This is a genomic window from Streptomyces camponoticapitis, from assembly GCF_014646115.1.
GTDB classification, from domain to species: domain Bacteria; phylum Actinomycetota; class Actinomycetes; order Streptomycetales; family Streptomycetaceae; genus Streptomyces; species Streptomyces camponoticapitis.
The window spans coordinates 54486-74253 of sequence record NZ_BMMV01000030.1 but is presented as its reverse complement, the minus strand read 5'-3'; the positions used below and the strand labels follow the sequence as shown (position 1 = coordinate 74253).

Annotated in this window: 14 protein-coding genes and 1 other RNA gene; 2 read left to right on the top strand and 13 right to left on the bottom strand. The window is 71.3% G+C overall.

All coding sequences use genetic code 11. From position 1 onward, the window contains the following. Nucleotides 1-110: 110 nt before the first annotated feature. The 9 genes from IEY79_RS32565 to ftsE all read right to left on the bottom strand — a co-directional run bounded on the left by IEY79_RS32565 (nucleotide 111) and on the right by ftsE (nucleotide 9670). Nucleotides 111-1022: an MBL fold metallo-hydrolase gene (locus tag IEY79_RS32565; RefSeq protein ID WP_229701319.1), complete on the bottom strand. Its 912-nt coding sequence runs from the start codon at nucleotides 1020-1022 to the stop codon at nucleotides 111-113. 233 nt (nucleotides 1023-1255) lie between these two features. Further along, entirely contained in the window at nucleotides 1256-2530 is a 1275-nt protein-coding gene (locus IEY79_RS32560; protein WP_189111248.1) for an acyltransferase family protein, read from the bottom strand. Further along, complete coding sequence (locus IEY79_RS32555; protein WP_189111247.1) at nucleotides 2527-4647, bottom strand: bifunctional polysaccharide deacetylase/glycosyltransferase family 2 protein; 2121 nt, start codon at nucleotides 4645-4647, stop codon at nucleotides 2527-2529. Before IEY79_RS32555 ends, IEY79_RS32560 begins: the two co-directional genes overlap by 4 nt. Before the next feature lie 89 nt (nucleotides 4648-4736). Then, nucleotides 4737-5423: a hypothetical protein gene (locus IEY79_RS32550; protein WP_189111246.1), complete on the bottom strand. Its 687-nt coding sequence runs from the start codon at nucleotides 5421-5423 to the stop codon at nucleotides 4737-4739. 342 nt (nucleotides 5424-5765) lie between these two features. Beyond that, nucleotides 5766-6152: a transfer-messenger RNA gene (gene ssrA / locus IEY79_RS32545) on the bottom strand. 110 nt (nucleotides 6153-6262) lie between these two features. Next, the gene (gene smpB, locus IEY79_RS32540) at nucleotides 6263-6748 is read right to left on the bottom strand and encodes an SsrA-binding protein SmpB (RefSeq protein ID WP_078077082.1); all 486 of its coding nucleotides are present in this window, start codon (nucleotides 6746-6748) and stop codon (nucleotides 6263-6265) included. Nucleotides 6749-6766: 18 nt separating this feature from the next. Beyond that, the gene (locus IEY79_RS32535; protein ID WP_189111245.1) at nucleotides 6767-7960 is read right to left on the bottom strand and encodes a S41 family peptidase; all 1194 of its coding nucleotides are present in this window, start codon (nucleotides 7958-7960) and stop codon (nucleotides 6767-6769) included. 67 nt (nucleotides 7961-8027) lie between these two features. Beyond that, a complete protein-coding gene (ftsX, locus tag IEY79_RS32530) occupies nucleotides 8028-8945 on the bottom strand; it encodes a permease-like cell division protein FtsX (RefSeq protein WP_189111244.1) in 918 nt (305 codons plus the stop codon). 35 nt (nucleotides 8946-8980) lie between these two features. Continuing rightward, nucleotides 8981-9670, bottom strand: coding sequence for a cell division ATP-binding protein FtsE (ftsE, locus tag IEY79_RS32525; protein ID WP_078077079.1), 690 nt, complete (start codon nucleotides 9668-9670; stop codon nucleotides 8981-8983). A gap of 269 nt (nucleotides 9671-9939) precedes the next feature. Here ftsE and IEY79_RS32520 point away from each other — a divergent pair, with 269 nt between their 5' ends. After that, the gene (locus IEY79_RS32520; RefSeq protein ID WP_189111243.1) at nucleotides 9940-10137 is read left to right on the top strand and encodes a hypothetical protein; all 198 of its coding nucleotides are present in this window, start codon (nucleotides 9940-9942) and stop codon (nucleotides 10135-10137) included. 90 nt (nucleotides 10138-10227) lie between these two features. Here the strand turns inward: IEY79_RS32520 and IEY79_RS32515 are convergent, their stop codons facing one another. From IEY79_RS32515 to IEY79_RS32500, 4 genes are all read right to left on the bottom strand, one after another. Next, nucleotides 10228-11049 carry a hypothetical protein gene (locus tag IEY79_RS32515; protein ID WP_189111242.1) on the bottom strand — a complete coding sequence of 274 codons (822 nt, stop codon included), beginning with the start codon at nucleotides 11047-11049 and terminating at the stop codon, nucleotides 10228-10230. A 323-nt stretch (nucleotides 11050-11372) separates the two neighbouring features. After that, on the bottom strand, nucleotides 11373-12479 hold the full coding sequence (gene prfB / locus IEY79_RS32510; RefSeq protein WP_189111241.1) for a peptide chain release factor 2: 1107 nt from the start codon (nucleotides 12477-12479) through the stop codon (nucleotides 11373-11375). A gap of 97 nt (nucleotides 12480-12576) precedes the next feature. Further along, complete coding sequence (locus IEY79_RS32505) at nucleotides 12577-13827, bottom strand: serine/threonine-protein kinase (RefSeq protein ID WP_189111240.1); 1251 nt, start codon at nucleotides 13825-13827, stop codon at nucleotides 12577-12579. Between the two features lie 176 nt (nucleotides 13828-14003). Beyond that, nucleotides 14004-15677, bottom strand: a complete 1674-nt coding sequence (locus IEY79_RS32500; RefSeq protein ID WP_189111239.1) for a serine/threonine-protein kinase — start codon at nucleotides 15675-15677, stop codon at nucleotides 14004-14006. Nucleotides 15678-16138: 461 nt separating this feature from the next. On the opposite strand from IEY79_RS32500, the gene IEY79_RS32495 reads away from it, so the two are divergent. Further along, a complete protein-coding gene (locus IEY79_RS32495) occupies nucleotides 16139-19483 on the top strand; it encodes an FtsK/SpoIIIE domain-containing protein (RefSeq protein ID WP_189111278.1) in 3345 nt (1114 codons plus the stop codon). Nucleotides 19484-19768 lie beyond the last annotated feature (285 nt).

Below are 19768 nucleotides of genomic sequence, written 5' to 3'. Positions count from 1 at the left end.
CTCCCGACCGTAGGGACGCCGCGTTTCGCCGCCGTGCCCCGAGATGACCGGCACGCAACCTTGCTCTCACCCGGGGGCGGGCGCGGCTGTGAGCCCGCCCCCGGACGCGTTCACCAGCGCGTCGCCGTGAAGTCGACCGGCCGGGGACGCAGGGCCGCGGTGCGGGTCGCGAGGGCCCGCATACGGCGGTCCGCCTCGGCGGCCGTGAAGTGATTGCGGTCGCCGTGGCCCGGGAGCAGCCACTCGAAACGGAGGGCGTCGACGGTACGGGCGAGGGAGGCGGCCAGCTCCTCGATGGAGTACCAGGTGACGTTCTCGACCACCTCGATGTCGCCGGTGGTGCGGGACCAGTAGAAGCTGTCGCCGCTGAAGCAGTACCGCTCGTCGGCGACGTAGACCACGCTGCCGCGCGTGTGGCCGGGCAGCGGGTGGGCGACGACCCCGTCGGTGATCTCGACGGCCTCGGTGCCCCTCAGCACCTGGTCGGCGTCCGGCGCGGCGTCGAGGTCGCCCTCGTGGATCCAGAGCCGGGCGCCGAACCGGTCGGCGTACGCGCGCCCGTGCGCCGCGTGGTCCCGGTGGGTGAGCAGGACGTCGGAGACGGGTCCGAACGCCTCGAATCGGACCGCGAGCGCCTCGCTCCAGCGCGGGGTGTCCACCATGACCTGGCTCCCGGACGGGCGCCGGACCAGGTAGGAGTTGGCGGCGGCGGTCATGGGTGCGTTGTGTCCGCAGAGGCGCACGGTGGTGTCGAGCGGCATCGGGTACGGGTCGAGCTCCGGACCGAGCCGGCGGCCCGACGGCGGGCGGACGGAGCGGGTGTGGCAGGCGAAGGCGGCCGCGTGCAGCCGCCGTTCGTCCGCCGCGTCGCGCGGCTGGCGGACCACGACGGACCGGCCGCCGACGGCGGCGATCAGGCCCGGCGCGAGCTGGCGGGACACGTCGCAGTCGGTGCAGCGGTCGTCCACGTGCCATTCGGCGTCGGTGGCGGGGGTGTCCGGGTCGGTGGAGGTGTCGGTCACGGTGTCACTCCTGTGCGGCTCGTCCCGGTCCCGTACCGGTCGCGTACGGGACGGCGTACCGGCCGGGTACGAGACGTACCGGCCGGACGGGTACGAGGCTCCCCTTCCGCCGGGGGAAAGCGGAAGGGGGTCCTGGCCTTGTTTCTCGCCGCCGTGCGCCATCTCGGAGGCGGGCGGCGGCGGCCCGCTTTTGCCGCGTACATGACACTGCCGCCGCCCGCCGGGGCCGAGGGTCAGCGACGGTCCGGCGAGCCCGCGTGCGCGGGCGGCGCTTGGCGCCTGGAGGCGGCAGGCCCGGAGCGGTGCGACCCCTTCGAGCCGACCGGGCCGCCTTGGCCGCCTGAGCCGCCTTGGCCGCCGGAAGTGCCCGAGCCGCCACGGCCGTTCGGCCAGAGCCTCGGCCGCCGTTTCGCCGCCAGGTCCTCGACCCACCCGAAGGCGAGGATCGCGAGAGCCAGCAACGGCCAGACCAGGACCAGCGGCAGCACCGGATACAGCCGGTCCACCAGGTCACCGTGGGCGGACAGCACGGGGGCGTCGTAGAGCAGGTCGATGACCGGGAAGGTCGCCATGATCAGCAGGTTGTGCCAGAGATAGACCGTCACGGCACGGTTGTTGGCGAGCGTGATGGTGGAGTCGAACCGGGCGAGTTTTCCTGGCAGTCGCCGCCAGGAGGGCGCGTACTGGAGCAGGATCGCGCAGAAACCGAGCGACCAGGTCGCCTGGGCCAGCGGGATCTCGTCCAGGTTCCAGCCCTCCTCGGTGAGATGCCCCGAGGCCCACCAGATGCCGAAGACCATGGCGAAGGAGGCCAGCGAGACCGTGATGTACCGCGGCAGTCGCTCGAACAGGCCCTCGTGGTGGACGAAGCCGAGCACCCAGCACGCGCCGTAGACCGCGAAGTCCGTGAGCGCCTCGCCCGTCTCGCCGGGGATCTCCACCAGTCCGGTGCCGACGACCGCCGTCAGCGCGAGCGGAGCGAGCAGCGTCGCCCACGGCGCCCGCCGGAAGGCCCACAGCAGCAGCGGCGAGGCCAGGACGAACCAGAGATAGGTACGGATGTACCAGAGCGGACCCACCGCCTGTTCGGCCCAGTCCTGTTCGAGCAGCCCGCCGGCGTCGCCGCTCTCCGCCGGGAACGGCGGCGCCCCGACCGGGAACAGATAGTTGGCCGTCTTGAGGAACCACCAGAGGCCCTCGTCACCGGCCGCCCGCCAGCCCATCACCAACATCAACGGGACGACGACCAGCCCGAACACCCACATCGGCGGCAGCAGCCTGCGCATCCGGCCCCGGACGACATCCGACGTCGGCCGGCCGCCGAGCGAGCGGGCCATCAGCGAGCCCGCGAGCGCGAACATCACACCCATGGACGGGAAGAGGACCGTCAGCCAGGCCCAGCCGAAGATGTGGTAGATCACCACCCGGCCGAGCGCCACCGTACGCAGAAGGTCGAGATAGCGGTCACGCCCGGACGGGCGCCCGCCGTCGGCGGAGCCCTCGGTCATGCCACCGGCCCCCGGACGTCCTCGCGCCGCCGGCCGGCGGTGGACCCCGGCGCCTCCACGGCGCCCGTGCGGCGCAGCTTCTGCCAGCGGAGCCGGCCGCCGGTGAGGGCGGTGATCCAGGACTGGAGCAGCACCACGTACATGAGCTGCCGGTAGAGGATCTGCTGGAGTGGCAGCGAGATCAGATGGATCATGCGCTCACGGTCGAGCCGGAAGGCGTACGCGGCGCAGACCGCCTGTACGGCCAGCACACCCAGCCACGCGACGACGGTGTTCCTGGTCGGGCCGAAGACCAGGCCGTACAGCAGGAAGACGTCGATGAGCGGCGCCAGCAGCGGGAACAGAACCATGAACAGCGACACCAGCGGCAGTCCGACGCGGCCGAAGCGCCCCGAGGGCCCCCGCTCGATCACCGCGCGCCGGTGCTTCCAGATCGCCTGCATCGTGCCGTAGCTCCAGCGGTAGCGCTGGGACCACAACTGCTGCACGGACTCGGGCGCCTCGGTCCACGCACGGGCCCGTTCCGCGTACACGACCCGCCAGCCGTCGCGGTGCATGGCCATGGTGATGTCGGTGTCCTCGGCGAGGGTGTCCTCGCTCATCCCGCCGACCCGCTCCAGGGCCTGGCGGCGGAAGGCCCCGACGGCGCCGGGAATGGTGGGCATGCAGCCCAGCAGGTCGTACATACGGCGGTCCAGATTGAAGCCCATCACATACTCGATGTGCTGCCAGGCGCCGATGAGGCTGTCGCGGTTGCCGACCTTGGCATTGCCGGCGACGGCCCCGACCCTCGGATCGCCGAACGGCTGGACCAGCTCACGCACGGTGGACGGCTCGAAGACGGTGTCGCCGTCCATCATCACGACGATGTCGTGACTGGCGTGCGCGATGCCGTTGTTGAGGGCGGCGGGCTTGCCGCCGTTGACCTGCCGTACGACATGGACGTTCGGGAGCCACATCGCCTCGACGATGTCCGCCGTCCCGTCCGTCGAGCCGTCGTCGATGACGATGACCTCGATGGGATGGTCGCTCTCCATCAGGGAGCGGACCGTGTTGGCAATGCACTCGCGTTCGTTGTACGCGGGCACGAGCACCGTCACCGGTTCGGTGACCGGCTCGCCCCAACTGAAGCCGCGTCCGCGCACCTTGCGCGCGTGCGCGAAGGAGAGCACCAGCATCAGTCCGAACCGCCCGATGACCAGCACGCCGATCACGGCGAGCCCGGCGACCAGTGCGCTGGTGGTGGCCTCGGAGACGGCGACGGCGCCGACGAAGGCCTTGCCCTGGAGGAGTTCGACACCGGAGACACGCGTATGGGCGCTCGGGGCGCCCAGCGCCTCGGTCAGGTTGGCGAACTCGTACCCCTTGTCCTGCATCGTCGGCAGGAGGTCGTCCAGCGCGGCAACGGTCTGCGAACGGTCCCCGCCGGAGTCGTGCATCAGCACGATCGCGCCGCGCGGGCTCTTCGGCGTGGCGTTACGGGTGATCACACCGACGCCCGGCCGTTTCCAGTCCTCGCTGTCCGTGTTGTTGAGCACGGTGATGTAGCCGAGGCCGCCGATGTACTCGGCGACCGGCCAGGACCTGTTGTCCATCGCGTCCGCGAAGGAGGAGTACGGCGGCCGGAACAGGGACGTACGGATGCCGGCCGCGCCCGCGAGCACCAGCTGGTTCTGGGTCAGCTCCCACTCGATCCGGGACTCGGACTGGTAGGCGAGGTCGGGGTGGTTGAAGGTGTGCAGACCGATCTCGTGGCCCTCGTCGACCATCCGCCGCACCAGCTCCGGATGGCGCGAGGCCATCGTGCCGGTGACGAAGAAGACGGCGTGCGCGTCGTACTCCTTCAGCTTGTCGAGGACCTTGGGCGTCCACTCCGGGTCGGGTCCGTCGTCGAAGGTCAGCACGAGCTTGCGGTCGGGAATCCTGAGCGCCTTGGCGGTGGTCGTCCCGCGCGCGTCTATGACCGGGCCGCCGCCCAGTATCCGGTCGGGCACCTGGTTGGTCGGGGCCGGCGGGCGTACGCGATGGTCCGCGAGGATCTCGCTGTGCACATAGCCGCGGAGCATCAGCATCGCGAGCAGGGCCACGAGGAGCAGCGAGGGCAGCAGATAGCGCATGGGCAGTCTGCGTCCGGCGACGCGCCCCGGCTTCCGCTGAGTCCGACCGTGCTTGTGGGACGGGGCCCGTCTGCCAGAAGGGTTCATTTCTACTGGGCGCCTTCCGCGGCTGTGCCTTGGCCGTCCTGATCGACGGGTGGATCGACGGGCGTCGAGTCCGTGGGACTGGGGTCGGGATCGGTGTCCGGACCGGGATCGACCGTGCCCGGGTCGGACTCACCGGGGTCGGGATCGGGGTCGGGGTCACCCGGATCCGGATCCGGGTCGCCGGGGTCCGGCTTCGGATCGGGCTTACCGGGTTTCGGGTCCGGGTCGGTCTTCCCGGAGGGCGAGCCGGACGGGTCCGGCCCGTCCGAGGCTCCGGTACTCGCGCCGGTCGGCGTCCGCGAGCCGGCGACGGACTCCGTCGGGCTTGGGTCGAGGCCCCCGGCACCCGGCGTGGCCACCACGGTGGGCCGGTCCTTCGGGGGCGGCTGTATCTCGACCTTGTCCGAGTCGCGCTTGTCACCGACGCCGGGTATCTGGAGCCAGGGAGCGCTGGAATTGCCGCCCATCAGGGAGGCGACCAGGGCGACGGCGTAACAGGCGCTGGCTATCGCCAACACCCAGCCGAGGCGCCGGAGTTTCTTGCTCCGCCGACCGCTGGCATCGACGAAGACGGGACGGTCGGTGCCGTCCGCGGCGTGCGCCGCGGATCCGCCGTCGGCCTCGGTGTCCGGGCCGGGCAGCTCGGAGAGCTGCCGCCCCAGACCGTCGAGCTCGACGGTGACGTCCATCGGCTCATGCGTATGCCCCTTTTGGGCATCTTCTCGCCAATTGTTCACTGCTGTACGCACATCCCCCACACAGGATCACTGGGTGCGTGCATGAAATCCGGCCGGAATACGGCCGCCGGCCGGGCCCCCACCCGAACCGAGCGCCCCCCACCACTTGCACCCGGACCCAGAATGTAGCGCACGGCGACCACACCCGTGCGCCCACTTCAGCAGTTGTTAGGCGTCTGTACGACTTCGTTGCCGAACGGCCACTCTTGAGGGAAAAATGCCCCCTGCCCGTTCATGCGCACGGCGAAGGCCCCGCTGCCACCAGGGCAGCGGGGCCTTCGCCTCACATGGGAACTGTGGAGATGGCGGGAATCGAACCCGCGTCCAACGGTGCGGAACCAGGGCTTCTCCGAGTGCAGTTCGCTGCGCTTTTCTCGGCCCCGGAGATCACGCGAACAAGTCTCCGACGGGCTCAGTCACTGTTTGATTTCCCACCGTGCCCCGTGACCGAACACGGTGGTTTAGTTCCCTAATTGATGCCAGGATCCGGGTCGGGAACACTCCCGGGCCGACACTCCACGGAGTCTTCGCTAGCTGCTAATTAAGCAGCGAGAGCGAAGGTGGAGGAATCGCGCTTGGAATTGGCGATTATTGTTTGCGACATATGGTTAACGAGATCATTGCCGCTTCCTCGACTCGCTTCCCCTGCCTCGACATCCGCTGTCGAAACCGATCATCCCCATGTTGATTTTTCAAACGCCGTCCCTGCTGTGCGGGACAACATCCATCGTACGTGACCAACGCCGGGCACGGCCACCTTATTCCGCCCGGAGGGGCCACCCGCCGGGCGATCAGGCCCGCTGGCGGCGGCGAACGGCCGAGACCGCGCGCTCCGTCTCGCGCCGGTCCTGCTTCTCACGCAGGGTCTGACGCTTGTCGTACTCCTTCTTGCCCTTCGCCAGCGCGATCTCGATCTTGGCCCGGCCGCCCTTGAAGTAGAGAGCCAGCGGCACGATCGTGTGACCGGACTCGTTCGACTTCTGCTCCAGCTTGTCGATCTCGATGCGGTGCATCAGCAGCTTCCGCTTGCGCCGCGCCGAGTGGTTGGTCCAGGTGCCCTGGGTGTACTCGGGCACATGCACGTTGTGCAGCCATGCCTCGTGGTCGTCGATCTGTACGAAGCCGTCCGCCAGGGAGGCGCGTCCCTGGCGCAGCGACTTGACCTCGGTACCTGTCAGCACGAGACCGCACTCGTAGGTGTCCAGAATGAGGTAGTCGTGCCGCGCCTTCTTGTTCTGCGCGACCAGCTTGCGCCCTGTGTCCTTTTCCTTTGCCATAGTGCGTTCATTTTCGCACTACGACCCGCCTCCGAGGCCACTCAATACTGTGCGGGCCCGTTCCTGGGCCTCCGCGGCCACCACCAGGTCGGGTGTAATGCCCTTGTCGTCGACCTTGTGACCGGCCGGTGTCCGGTAGTGCCCGACCGTGAGCTCCGCCACGGAACCGTCCGGCAGCCGGCTCGGCATCTGTACGGAACCCTTGCCGAAGGTGGGAGAACCGACCGTGATCGCCCGGCCGCGGTCCTGGAGGGCCCCGGTGACCAGCTCGGCGGCGCTCATCGTGCCGCCGTCGACGAGAGCCACCACGGGCCGCTCGGTGTCACCGCCCGGGTCCGCGTACAGGGAGCGCTGCTCGCCCTCGACGTCGTACGTGGCGACGAGGCCGCCGTCGAGGAAGGCGGAGGCCGCCTGGACGGCCTCGGTGACCAGCCCGCCCGCGTTCCCCCTCAGGTCGAGCAGGACGCCCGCGCCCCTGGGCGCCTCCAGGACGGCGTCCCTGACCTGCTTGCCGCTGCCCTTGGTGAAGGCGGCGACCTTGATCACGAGCGCCCCGTCGGGGCCGGTGTCGAACGTGACGGCGTCGGTACTGAGGCTGGCCCGGCGCAGCGTCTCGGTCCACTGGTGGCCGTCGCGCGAGAGCCCGAGGACGACGGTGGTGCCCTCGGGCGCGTCCTGGGAACGGCCGGTGTCGCGGTCCGTGCCGTCCCCGCGCAGCAGCGCGACGACCTCGGTCACGGGGCGCCGGCCGACCGGCTCGCCGTCGATCGTACGGAGGATGTCACCGGCCCTTATGCCGGCCCGTGCGGCGGGGCCGCCCGGCTGGACCTTGCTCGCGGCGATCCGGCCGTCGGCCAGCCGCTTGGCCGAGAGACCGACCCCGGTGTACTTGCCGTCGAGGGCCTGCTCGAACTCCTCGTACTCACCCTTGTCGTAGACCGCGCCCCAGCGGTCACCGCTGCGGCTGACGACGTCCTCGGCGGCCTCGGTGGCGGACTTCCCGTCGGCCATGGCTTCGGCGGCGGCCCTGGTGACCTCGTCCTTGTCCGCGGTGGAGGCGACGGAACGGGTGCTTATCCGGGCGGCCTCCTCGTCGGCGCGAGGCAGCGAGTCGGTGGCCGCGGCGGTGGCGAGCACGCTCGCGAACAGCAAGGTCAGGGCCGCCCCGCGGTAGACACCGTGGGGCCTGAGGCGATTTTCGTGGCCCGGCATGGCGACGAGTCTAGGACAACCCCCGGCGCCGCAGAGCGGCTTGGCGAGACGACGCCAGGGGCGATCGTCACACCTTGAGGTACTTGCGCAACGCGACAGAGGCCGCAACCGCCGGCATGAGCAGACCGATGACCAACACCAGTGGCAGGACGGCCAGTACGGCGTCCCAGCCGATGAAGTTGACGAGCTGCATCTTGTCCTCGAGCGCGATGCCGCCGTCGATCAGGAAGTAACGCCCGGCCAGGAGCAGGACGCAGGCGACGACGCCGCCGATCAGCCCGGCGAACGCGGCCTCCATGATGAACGGCATCTGGATGTAGAAGCTCGACGCTCCCACCAGCCGCATGATGCCGGTCTCCCGGCGTCTGCTGAACGCGGACACCCGGACGGTGTTCACGATCAGCATCAGGGCGATGACAAGCATCAGCGCCATCACCCCGAGCGCGGCGACGTTCATGCCCTGCATCAGATTGAAGAGGTTCTCCAGGATGTTGCGCTGGTCCGCGACGGACTGCACACCGTCCCTGCCCTCGAAGGCGGTTGCCACCACCTTGTACTTCTCCGGGTCCTCCAGCTTGACCCGGAACGACTCCTGCATCTGGTCCGGGGTGATCATCCCGGCGATGGGCGTATCGCCGTACTGCTCGCGGTAGTGCTTGTACGCCTCGTCGGCCGACTCGTGGTAGACCTCGTCGACGATCTCCATCTTCTTGAGATCGGTCTCGATGGTCTTCCGCTGATCCGCGGTGACCGGGCCCTTCTCGCACTTGTCGGTGGTCTCGGCGTCTCCCTTGTTGCACAGGAAGATCGAGACGTTGACCTTGTCGTACCAGAAGTCCTTCATCACGCTGACCTGCTCGCGCATGAGCAGTGCGCCGCCGAACAGCGCGAGCGAGAGGGCTACGGAAATGATGACGGCGAACGTCATCGTCAGATTTCGGCGGAGACCGACGCCGATCTCCGACAGGACGAACTGGGCGCGCATGGCGTCCTTTCAGCTTTCGATGCTCTTCGCGATGCTCAGTGCTGGTAGCCGTAGACGCCTCGCGCCTGGTCTCGCACGAGACGGCCCTTTTCGAGCTCGATCACACGCTTTCGCATCTGGTCGACGATGTTCTGGTCGTGTGTCGCCATCACCACGGTCGTGCCGGTGCGGTTGATGCGGTCCAGCAGCTTCATGATGCCGACGGAGGTCTGCGGGTCGAGGTTGCCGGTCGGCTCGTCCGCGATCAGCAGCATGGGGCGGTTGACGAAGGCCCGCGCGATCGCGACGCGCTGCTGCTCACCACCGGAGAGTTCACCGGGCATCCGGTCCTCCTTGCCGCCGAGACCGACGAGATCGAGGACCTGGGGGACGGATTTACGCGTCTCGCCGCGGGACTTGCCGATGACTTCCTGAGCGAAGGCGACATTCTGCGCGACGGTCTTGTTCGGCAGGAGGCGGAAGTCCTGGAAGACCGTGCCGAGTTGACGGCGCATGCTCGGTACCTTCCAGTTCGACAGCCGCGCGAGGTCCTTGCCGAGGACGTGCACCATGCCGTGGCTGGCGCGCTCCTCACGCAGGACGAGACGCAGGAAGGTCGACTTGCCGGAACCCGACGAGCCCACGAGGAAGACGAATTCCCCCTTCTCGATGTCGAGTGAGACATCGCGCAGGGCGGGGCGGTTCTGCTTCGGATAGGTCTTGGAGACGTTGTCGAATCGGATCACGGGTGCACCACGGTCGGCCGGGAGTAGGTGAGCGAGACCTTACGCGAACCGGCGAGGGGCGCGCAGTCGGCCGCCGGGGTTGGTCCGGGCATGGGTGATTTATCACGGATGCCGACCGGCCGCCAGTGGGGACGGACCGGGTGTAATCCGACGGGGCGCGCCGAAACGAGCGGGAGCTGGCACAGTGGTACGGGGAACGGTGGTGTTTCCCGGAGCGTTGAGCGGAGCGAGAGTGCCCGCGGCTCCGCGGCGCGGGAGGAGAAGAGCGCATGACCTTTGATCGGCTGGTGTGCGCCAACTGCGCGGGACCCGTCAGCGAGGGCCGGTGCCGCGTCTGCCGTGCCAACAGGCAGCGGCTGGAGCAGGAGGGCCCCCTCGGCGGTCTGAGCCCGGTGGCGCTGCTGACCCTGCTGGTGGTGCTGATAGCGGCGGTGGCGCTGGTGGCGGTGGGGCATCAGACGGCCTGAGCCGTCTCCGGAGCACAGGGAAGGGCCCGGACACCGATTGCGGTGTCCGGGCCCTTCCGTGCGTAGCGGGATGCCTCAGGCCGTGATGGTTCAGGCGGCCGTGGCGCGGCTGCCGACCAGACGCGGGAGCATCCGGAAGCCGATGCCGCCGGCGATCATGGTCGCGGCACCGATGATCAGGAACGTGGTCTCGGCGGCGCCGGTCTCCGCCAGCTCCTCCTTGGCCTCGCCCTGCTCGACCGGCTGGGAGCCGGCGTTGTCGGTGTCGGCCCCGCCCGTGGTGCCCGCGCTGGCGCCCGCGTCGGCGCCACCGGTCTGGCCCTCGTCGGTGCCGCCGCTCTGGCCCTCGGTGGCGCCGTCGGACGTGCTGCCGTCGCTGGTGCCCTCGGACGTGCCTTCGGAGGTCCCCTCGGAGGTGCCCTCGCTGGTGCCCTCGGACGTACCCTCGCTGGTCCCTTCGGAGGTGCCCTCCGACGTACCTTCGGAGGTGCCTTCCGAGGTGCCCTCGGACGTACCTTCGCTGGTCCCTTCGGAGGTGCCTTCCGAGGTGCCCTCGGACGTACCCTCGCTGGTCCCTTCGGAGGTGCCCTCCGACGTACCCTCGCTGGTGCCCTCCGAGGTGCCCTCGGACGTACCCTCGCTGGTGCCCTCGGAGGTGCCCTCCGTGGTGCCGACGGTGGTGTTCCCGCCATCGGTGCCCTCGGTGCCGCCTTCCGTGGTGCCCTCGGTGTCGCCGAGGCCCAGGCCGACGTCCAGGCCGTCCTCGTTGACATCCGCGTTCGCGCTGAGGCCACCGACATTGACATCGATGCCGACGGCCGAAGCGGCGCCCGCGGCGGTCAGCGAAGCACCGGCGGCGATCACGGCGCCGGCGGCTATCCGCGCTACGCGTATCCGCGTCTTCTTGGTCATGTGCTTGCTACCCCCAGTAGCTGATCGTGAGTGGTGCAGCGGTCCGGGGCCGGCCGTCGGAGATCCGTGCGTGCAGGTCCCCCGTGCGCACGCGCCCCAGAAATACGCATGCCGCGCGTCACCATTCCGAGTTTTCGAAGGGGCGTCAAGGTCGTTGCGCGCGCGATGCCCGGATTCACGTCAGTTGTCCGCCACGCGCGGGGTAACTGTGACATAAACGGGAACTGCCGCCTCGGGGGCGGCAGTTACCTTGTCGATAAAGCGAGTCCCTTACAAGGGGCCCCGGTTGGGCTCTGACCTTCGCAAAAGGCGCCCGAAGTGGCCTAGCGCTCAGCCTGCTTGCGCCACCGGATACCGGCCTCCAGGAAGCCGTCGATCTCGCCGTCGAGCACGCCCTGGGGATTGCCCACCTCGAACTCCGTACGGAGGTCCTTGACCATCTGGTAGGGGTGCAGGACGTACGAACGCATCTGGTTGCCCCACGAGTTACCGCCGTCGCCCTTGAGCGCGTCCATCTTCGCCTGCTCCTCCTGGCGGCGGCGTTCGAGCAGCTTCGCCTGGAGGACGTTCATGGCGCTGGCCTTGTTCTGGATCTGCGAGCGCTCGTTCTGGCACGAGACGACGATGCCGGTGGGGATGTGCGTGATCCGGACGGCGGAGTCCGTGGTGTTGACGCCCTGGCCGCCGGGGCCCGACGCGCGGTAGACGTCCACGCGCAGCTCGGTCTCGTCGATCTCGACGTGGTCGCTGGACTCGACGACGGGCAGCACCTCGACGCCCGCGAACGAGGTCTGGCGGCGCCCCTGGTTGTCGAAGGGCGAGATACGGACCAGCCGGTGGGTGCCCTGCTCGACGGAGAGCGTGCCGTAGGCGTACGGCGCCTTCACGACGAAGGTGGTCGACTTGATGCCGGCCTCCTCCGCGTACGACGTCTCGTAGACCTCGGTCGGGTAGTTGTGCCGCTCGGCCCAGCGGATGTACATGCGCTGGAGCTGCTCGGCGAAGTCCGCCGCGTCGACGCCGCCGGCCTCGGCCCGGATGTTGACGAGCGCCTGGCGCTCGTCGTACTCGCCGGACAGGAGGGTGCGGACCTCCATCTCGTCGAGCGCCTTCTTCACCGAGGCGAGTTCGGACTCGGCCTCGTGACGGGCGTCGGCGTCGCCCTCGCTCTCGGCGAGTTCGAAGAGCACCTCGACGTCGTCGATCCGGCCCCTGAGCGCCTCGGTCTTGCGCAGCTCGGCCTGGAGGTGCGACAGCTTGCTCGTGATCTTCTGCGCCGCCTCCGGATCGTCCCAGAGGGACGGCGCCGCGGCCTGGTCCTCCAGGACGGCGATCTCGGCCCTCATGTTGTCGAGGTCAAGGACGGCCTCGATCGACCCCATGGTCGAGGAAAGGGACTTCAGCTCTTCGGATACATCGACGACTGCCACGCACCCAGCCTAACGGCTGAGCGCCGAAACCCCGCCGCCGCGGTTGCCGCCCGGCGGCGGACGGGGCGGCGGGCCCGGCGACCGGCCGGACCCGGGCCTACGGAACCGGGGACACCGACCGCGTCGTACCCGCTGGATCGGGCTCCGCGCCGTCGCTGCTCGTCGCCAGCCAGCCGCCGACGCCGAGGACGGCGACCAGCAGGACGGCCGTCACACCCAGCGTTATACGGCGCTTGCGTACCGCCTCCGCCTTGTGGCGGGCCGACCCGGGCCTGCGCTGGCCGGCCGCGCGCGGAGCTCTCGCCGTACCGCGCGCGCCGCCCGCCAGTTCGTCGGGGGCCGGGACGCGCATGCTCGTGTGGGTGTCCCGGTTGGAATCGGGGGCCGCTCCCGGGACGAGTGAGACGGCGCCCCGGCGGCGCGGCTGCTCGCCCGCCGACGCCTGCGGGACGTCGGCGTCACCGTACGACCGCTCCTCCTCGGTGGCCCCGCTGTCGGGCTCGTCCACCTCCAGGGAGGGGATGCCGGCGAGCTGGGGAAGCTGCTCACGGAGCCGGGCCGCCAGCTCGGAGGCGCGCAGCCGGGAGGCCGGGGCCTTGGCCAGGCACTGGACGAGGAGCTGCCACAGTTCGTCGGGGATGCCGGGCAGCGGGACGACGGTCTCGGTGACATGGCGGCGCAGGACGGCTCCGGGGTGGCCGCCGCCGAAGGGCGTGAAGCCGGCGAGGAGCTCGTACAGGACCGTCGCGAGCGCGTAGATGTCGACGGCGGCGCGCGGCGGCAGGCCCTCCACGATCTCGGGTGCCAGATAGTCCGGCGTACCGATGATCTTCGTCGCCTTCGTACGGCGGGGCGTGTCGATCAGCTTGGCGACACCGAAGTCGGTGAGCAGCGCGGGGTGCGAGCCGCCGGGGCCGATCGGGCCCTCCATGTCGAGCAGGATGTTCTCCGGCTTGACGTCGCGGTGGACGACCCCGGCGGCGTGCGCGGCGGCGAGGCCGTCGGCGACATCGGCGACGACGGCGACCGCCGCCTCGGGGGCGAGCCGGCGCTCGCGGTCGAGGCGGGTGCGCAGGTCGGTGCCGCGCACCAGCTCCATGACGAGCGCCAGGTCGTTGCCGTCCACGACGAGGTCGCGGACGGCGACCACATGCGGATGGTCGAGTCCCAGCAGCGCGGTGCGCTCCTGGACGAAGCGCCCGACCAGCTCCTGGTCGGAGGCGAGGTCCTCGCGCAACAGCTTGATGGCGACGGGCCCGTCCGGTCCCTCACCGAGCCACACCGTGCCGGCGCTCCCCCGCCCCAGAATCTGATGGGCGGTGTACCGGCTGCCGATATTCCGTGCCAAGACTGCTCCCTCAGCGGCTGGCTTTGCCCATCAAAGTACGCGGGTATCGGGGTGTTGAATGCCCGGTACCGCGTCAACGTTCACTTCTACGGGGGAATTGATCCCGCGGGAATCGACAAAGCGACAGAAGCGCCAGAACGCGCCGGTGCCGATGGGAGTTCTCACCGGCGCCGGTGTCAGTTGCTTCCGGTCGACCCGGAGGTGGTTCCCGAGGTGGATCCGGCGTCCGAACCGCCGAGCTCCGTGACCCAGTCGGACACCGTGTTGAAGGTGTCCTTGATCGCGTTCCAGTAGCTCTGGCCCTCGCCGATCCAGTCCTGGAGCGGGGTCAGTTCCCAGACGAGCCAGCCGGCGACGAAGAGCAGGACCAGCGTGAACAGACATCCCTTGAGGCAGCCGAGGCCCGGGATCCGCATCGGGTTGGCGCCGCGCTGCCGGGGCTGGCGCGGCGCGGGCGGCTGGGGCGGGGGCTGCTGCGGCGGCGCGTAACGCTGTTGCTGCTGCGGGGGCGGCGCGTACCGCTGCTGCTGCGGCGGGTGGGCCTGCTGGGGCGGGTACGGCTGCGGGGACCGCTGCTGGCGCTGACGCTGCTGCTGGGGCGGCGGAGGCTGCTGGCCCTGGGGCCGCTGGGGGCGGCGCCGGAGCGGGTCCTGGCTCGGGTCCAGATACTGGACCTGGGTCTGTTCGTTGCGGTCGCGCGCGGCCCTGAGCTGGTTCTGCCAGGGGTGCGGGTCCTCGGGGCGCGGTCCGGCGTCGGGGCCGCCCGGGCCACCGGGGCCGACGGGCATGACCGACGTCCGGTCGGCCGCGCCGGCCGGGGCGCCCGGCGCGTTCGTCGGCATCACGCTGGTCGCGGCCGCCGGGTCGTACGATCCCGCGCCGCTCGGCAGGACCTGGGTCGGGTCGGCGGCTCCCGGCTCACCGGGGACGGCGGTGGGCGACGGGTCGGGCGCCAGCAGGGCCCCGACTCCCATCGCCGCGTTCACCTGGGCGGAGTTCGCGTGCACGCCGATGCCGGAGGCGACGGTGCGCAGGGCGCGGGCGAGATTCACCGCGCTGGGCCGCTCGTCCGGCTCCTTACGGAGGCAGCGCTCCATGACCGTCCACAGCGGTTCGGGAACGCTCGACGGGCGGCGCGGCTCCTCGCTGAGGTGGCGGTGGAGCACTTCGAGCGCCGTTCCGCCCGCGAACGGCGGGCGGCCGGTGACCAGCTCGTACAGCAGGATGCCGGCGCCGTAGATGTCGACGGCGGAGGTCTGCGGACGGCCTTCGGCCGACTCCGGCGCGACATAGGCGGGCGTGCCGACGAACTCGTGCGTCCTGGTCAGCCCCGGGGAGTCCGCGAGCCGGGCGATGCCGAAGTCGGTCAGCATCGGGTGCAGCTGGTCGCCGTCGTCCTTCAGCAGGACGTTGGCGGGCTTCAGGTCACGGTGTACGACGCCGTCGGTGTGGCTGGCGGCCAGCGCGTCCGCGATCTGCGCCGTGAGCAGCGAGGCCGCGACGGGGCTGAAGGGCCCGTTCTGCCGCAGGTAGTGGTGCAGGTCGGGGCCCTCGACCAGATCCATGACGAGGGCGAGGAGGTCACCCTCGACGACCAGGTCACGGGTGCGCACGATGTTGGGGTGGGTCAGGCGGAGCAGGACGGAGCGCTCGCGCAGGAAGCGCATCACCACGTCCGCGTCGTTCGCCAGCTCCTCCTTGAGGACCTTGATCGCGACGGTCTCGCCGGGCTGCCCGGCCACCGCGGCCTCGGCGCCGGCGGTCTCCCGCTGACGGGCTCTCCAGACGGTGCCCGTGGCGCCGCGCCCGATGGGCTCCTCCAGGAGGTACTTGCTGCCTACCGGCCGCACGTCACGCTCTCCCTGCTGCTGGTGGTCCTTGCATGGCCCCGGGGCCACCCGGGTGTCCGACCTACTTTAGGGCCTGTCTTTCGAATCCTGCCGGGCTCGCGGTCCCGGGCACGCACGCTCGGTCGCCGCGGTGTCGTCGCGGTCATGTTCGAGTGGAAGACGCGCGCCTTCGACGGATGGTTGCCAGTCACGTGTACCCGCGGGGTCCACGGATGATCCCAACGCGCTCCCAACCACGCACTTTTGCACCCACAGCAGACCATTCAAGATCACTTACCCGTGGTCCGTGGGCGTGTTGTCGGTGGCAGGTGCGAAGATGCCATCCAGCACTCGGTGTGTGGGGTCGTTCGCTCACCGTCCGTGCCGACCTGTACCGGACGATGTGTCGGTGCCGGGTGGGGGGATTCACACAGGGCAGCACCCCTGCCGGGCACCCCGCGCAGAAGGGACCGCTGACGGCGATGCAGATCCGGCTGACCGTCCTCGCGCCGCGCAGCGGCCATCCCACGGGGCGCGCGTGCGACGTGCTCGTCACCGCCCCGGCGGGGACGGCGCTCGCGGCCGTCGCCTCCGGTCTGGCCACGGCCGTAGCCGGCCCCGACGTCTCGGGACCCGTCGTGCTGTACGCGGGGCGGGAGCGGCTGGACGCACAGCGCCGCACCCTGGGCGAACCGCCGCTGGTGGACGGCGCCGTGCTCTCCCTCCAGGCCCCCGGCGAGGACGACGCGCCCGCCGACGACGTCGCGGCCCAGCTCCATGTGGTCGCGGGCCCGGACGCGGGCGGGGTGCATCTGCTGCACGGCGGACAGGTCAGGATCGGCCGTTCGGCGGAGGCCGACGTACCGCTCGACGATCCCGACGTCTCACGGCTGCACTGCGCGGTGACGGTCGCCGACGACGGTCATGTCTCGGTGGCGGACCTGCGTTCCACGAACGGCACGACGCTCGAAGGCGTACGGGTCGGGTCCGCGGCGGTGCCGCTCCCGGCGGGCGCCCTGCTGCGGCTGGGCGAGTCCGCGCTGCGGCTCATCCCGGGCGGCCGGACACCGACGCTGGCGGCCACGCCGGACGGCGAGGGGCATCTGCGGATCGCGCACGGAAGCGTGACCGGAGCCGAAGGCGATGACCCGGGCGCCGGCACGGGACCGGGGACGCACGGTGGCGCGCGGTCCGGCGCGGACTCCGGGTCGTACGGAGCGGGCGCGGGCCCCGGGGGCCGGACGGTCCACGCGTACGGCGCCCACGGCGGCCCCGCCGTCACACCCCGCGTGCCCGACCCCCGCACCCCCCGCTCGGACGCCGACACCCGGTACGGCGACGCCCTGTACGTGCCGGTGCCCGGCGCCGGCCGGCGCCCCGCGCACGACCGGGCCGAGAGTGACGAGACTCACGGCGCGGCCGACGACGACGGCCCGCAGGGACACAGCCGTACGCCCGGCTCCCGGCGCCAGGGCACGCCCACCCGCGGCACGGAGCTGCCGGAGGGTCCCGGCAGGCGACGCGGCGGGATAGGCGCCTGGGCGAGGCGGCTGGCCGGCACCCGCGACGAGGACTTCCCCGAGGACGACGTCCCGGCCGCCACCGGCTCCGCCCCCCGCAGGGGCCCGGCGCCCCTCGACGACACCTGGCCCGACCCCGCCTCCGTACTGATGACGGCCCTGGGCCCCGGCCCCCGGCTCTGGGAGCGCGGCCCCTCCCACCCCGAATCGCTCGTCCTGCGCCTCGGTACGACGGAGCGCCACTCGCACGACGGATCCGGCCCGCTGCCCTCGGTCCCGGTGACCGTGAGCCTGCGCGAGGCCGGTTCGCTCGGTCTCGCGGGCCCCAGGGAGCGGCTGACCGGCCTCGCCAGGTCGGCCGTGGCACAGCTCGCCGCGCTGCACTCCCCCGCCGATCTGGAGATCGTGCTGATCAGCGCGGACCGGTCCATAACTGTGGGGCAGCGCAAACGGGAGTGGGGCTGGCTCGGCTGGCTGCCGCATGTGCGGCCGGCCCACGGCCAGGACTGCCGGCTGCTCCTGGCGTACGACCGGGACCAGGCCACCGCCCGGCTGGGCGAGTTGACGCGCAGGCTGGACGACGGGCCGCTCGGCAGGGGGTGGGCGTCGGCCGACACCAGGTCGATCGCGGAGGCCGCCGGGCGGTACGAGGGGAGCGCCACCCTGCTGGTCGTGGACGGCGATCCCGGATCGTCGGCGCTGCGCGAGACCACCGCGCGGCTGGCGGGCGCCGGCTCGGTGGCCGGTGTCCATGTGATCTGTCTCGCCGAGACCCCGGCGGCCTCGCCTGTCTCCCCGGTCGCCGCGACGTACGAGACGGCGTGCGCGGCCTCGCTGGCCTTCCGCGAGTGCGGGGCGGTGGCCATGCTGAGCGGCGATGTGGCGACGGCCCTGCGGCTCCTGCGGACGGCGGTGGGGCAGCCCGCCGGGCACGGCACGCTCGCGACGGTGGACGCGGTGTCCGCCGCGTGGGCCGACCGTTTCGGCCGGGCGCTGGCCCCCCTCCGTACGGAAGCGGGCAGCGGCGCCGGCTCGGGCCGGAGCCGGCAGGCCGCGGAGCTGCCGCGCTCGGCCAGGCTGCTGGACGAGTTGGGGCTGGCGCGGGCGACGCCCGCGTCGCTGATGGCCCGCTGGGCGTCGGCGGCGGGGAGCACCACGGTGCTCGGCACGGGGCCGCACGGCCCGGTGACCGTGGATCTGGTGGAGGAGGGCCCGCATCTGCTGATCGAGGGCCCGCCGGGCAGTGGCCGTACGGAACTGCTGCGCGCGGTCGCGGCCTCGCTGGCCGCGGGCGGGCGGCCGGACAGGCTCGGTCTGTTCCTGGTGGACGGCGCGGGCGGTGAGCGCGGCGAGGGTCTGGGGGCCTGTACGGAACTGCCGCATGTGACCGAGCACCTGGTGGCCTCCGACCCGGTCCGGATGCGGGAGTTCGCGCAGGCGCTGGGGGCGGAGTTGAAGCGGCGCGCCGAGGTGCTGGAGCGGCTGGACTTCGCCGAGTGGCACAACAGACGTGAGGTCGCCGAGCGGATGGTGGGCCAGCGCGCGCCGAGCCCGGCCGAGCAGCGCGGTTCGCGGCGGGAGCGGGCCGAGCAGCAGGCGGCCGGCCCCGGGGCGCCCTCGGGGGGCGCACCGGGTGTGCCGGTCGCGGGCGAGCCGGAGCAGCGGCCGACCGGCGCAGGCACCAGCACCGGCAGCACGGGCACCGGCGTCGCCCCGGACGGCGGCACCCTGCGGCTGCGCCAGACCTCGTCCCGTACGCGCGGCGAGCCCGGCCCCGGCCCGGTCCTCCCCCGGCTCATCCTCCTTGTCGACGACTACGACGCCCTGGTCGCGCCCGCGCTGGGCAGTCCGGGCCGCCCGGCGGCCGGTTCGGTCGTACGGGCCCTGGAGGCGATCGCCCGGGACGGTGAGCGGCTGGGCGTCCATCTGGTCGCCACGTCCGCCCGCCCCGAACGAACGTCGGAGACGGAGCTGGCGGGCCGGGCCCGGCTACGCGTGGTTCTGGACACGCCCCCGGCGGCGCCCGGCCCGGACGATCCGCTGCCGGGCCGCGGCAGGCTCGGGCATCCGGACGGCCGGGTGACACCGTTCCAGGGCGGCCGGGTGACCGGCCGGATCCCGCGTACGGCGACGCTGCGGCCCACCGTGGTCCCGCTGGAGTGGGAGCGCATGGGCGATCCGCCGACCCGTCGGCCGGTACGGGAACTGGGCAACGGCCCCACCGACCTGGCCCTGCTCGCAAGTGCCCTGGAACGGGCGGCCCGTTCGGTCTCGGCGGTACCGGTGAGCCCCCTGGGCCGGGTCTGACAGCGCCCCTCGGCCGTCGGGCGGCCAGGGGGTCGCCCGGTGGCCGAAAGCGGACATCCTGAGGTCGGAGCCGATTTCTGTCCGGATCTCGGCGGCCGCCCTGTCTTCACATCTCTGAAATTACCCCTACGTCCGCAAACCACGTCACGAGCCCATCACGATCTTCGAATTGAAGCTCAAGACAGTATTGCGGCCTACGGTCACGGCGCGTAGGACTTACCGCACGGGACAAGGACGGCGTCGTCGGCTCGCTCGGGGCGCCGGTCCGCATGCGTAAACATGCGT

Coding starts and splice junctions, on each gene's coding strand:
- IEY79_RS32560 (WP_189111248.1), bottom strand. CDS start 2,530: ATGACCGAGGGCTCCGCCGACGGCGGGCGCCCGTCCGGGCGTGACCGC.
- IEY79_RS32555 (WP_189111247.1), bottom strand. CDS start 4,647: ATGCGCTATCTGCTGCCCTCGCTGCTCCTCGTGGCCCTGCTCGCGATG.
- IEY79_RS32550 (WP_189111246.1), bottom strand. CDS start 5,423: ATGGACGTCACCGTCGAGCTCGACGGTCTGGGGCGGCAGCTCTCCGAG.
- smpB (WP_078077082.1), bottom strand. CDS start 6,748: ATGGCAAAGGAAAAGGACACAGGGCGCAAGCTGGTCGCGCAGAACAAG.
- IEY79_RS32535 (WP_189111245.1), bottom strand. CDS start 7,960: ATGCCGGGCCACGAAAATCGCCTCAGGCCCCACGGTGTCTACCGCGGG.
- ftsX (WP_189111244.1), bottom strand. CDS start 8,945: ATGCGCGCCCAGTTCGTCCTGTCGGAGATCGGCGTCGGTCTCCGCCGA.
- IEY79_RS32520 (WP_189111243.1), top strand. CDS start 9,940: ATGACCTTTGATCGGCTGGTGTGCGCCAACTGCGCGGGACCCGTCAGC.
- IEY79_RS32515 (WP_189111242.1), bottom strand. CDS start 11,049: ATGACCAAGAAGACGCGGATACGCGTAGCGCGGATAGCCGCCGGCGCC.
- IEY79_RS32495 (WP_189111278.1), top strand. CDS start 16,139: ATGCAGATCCGGCTGACCGTCCTCGCGCCGCGCAGCGGCCATCCCACG.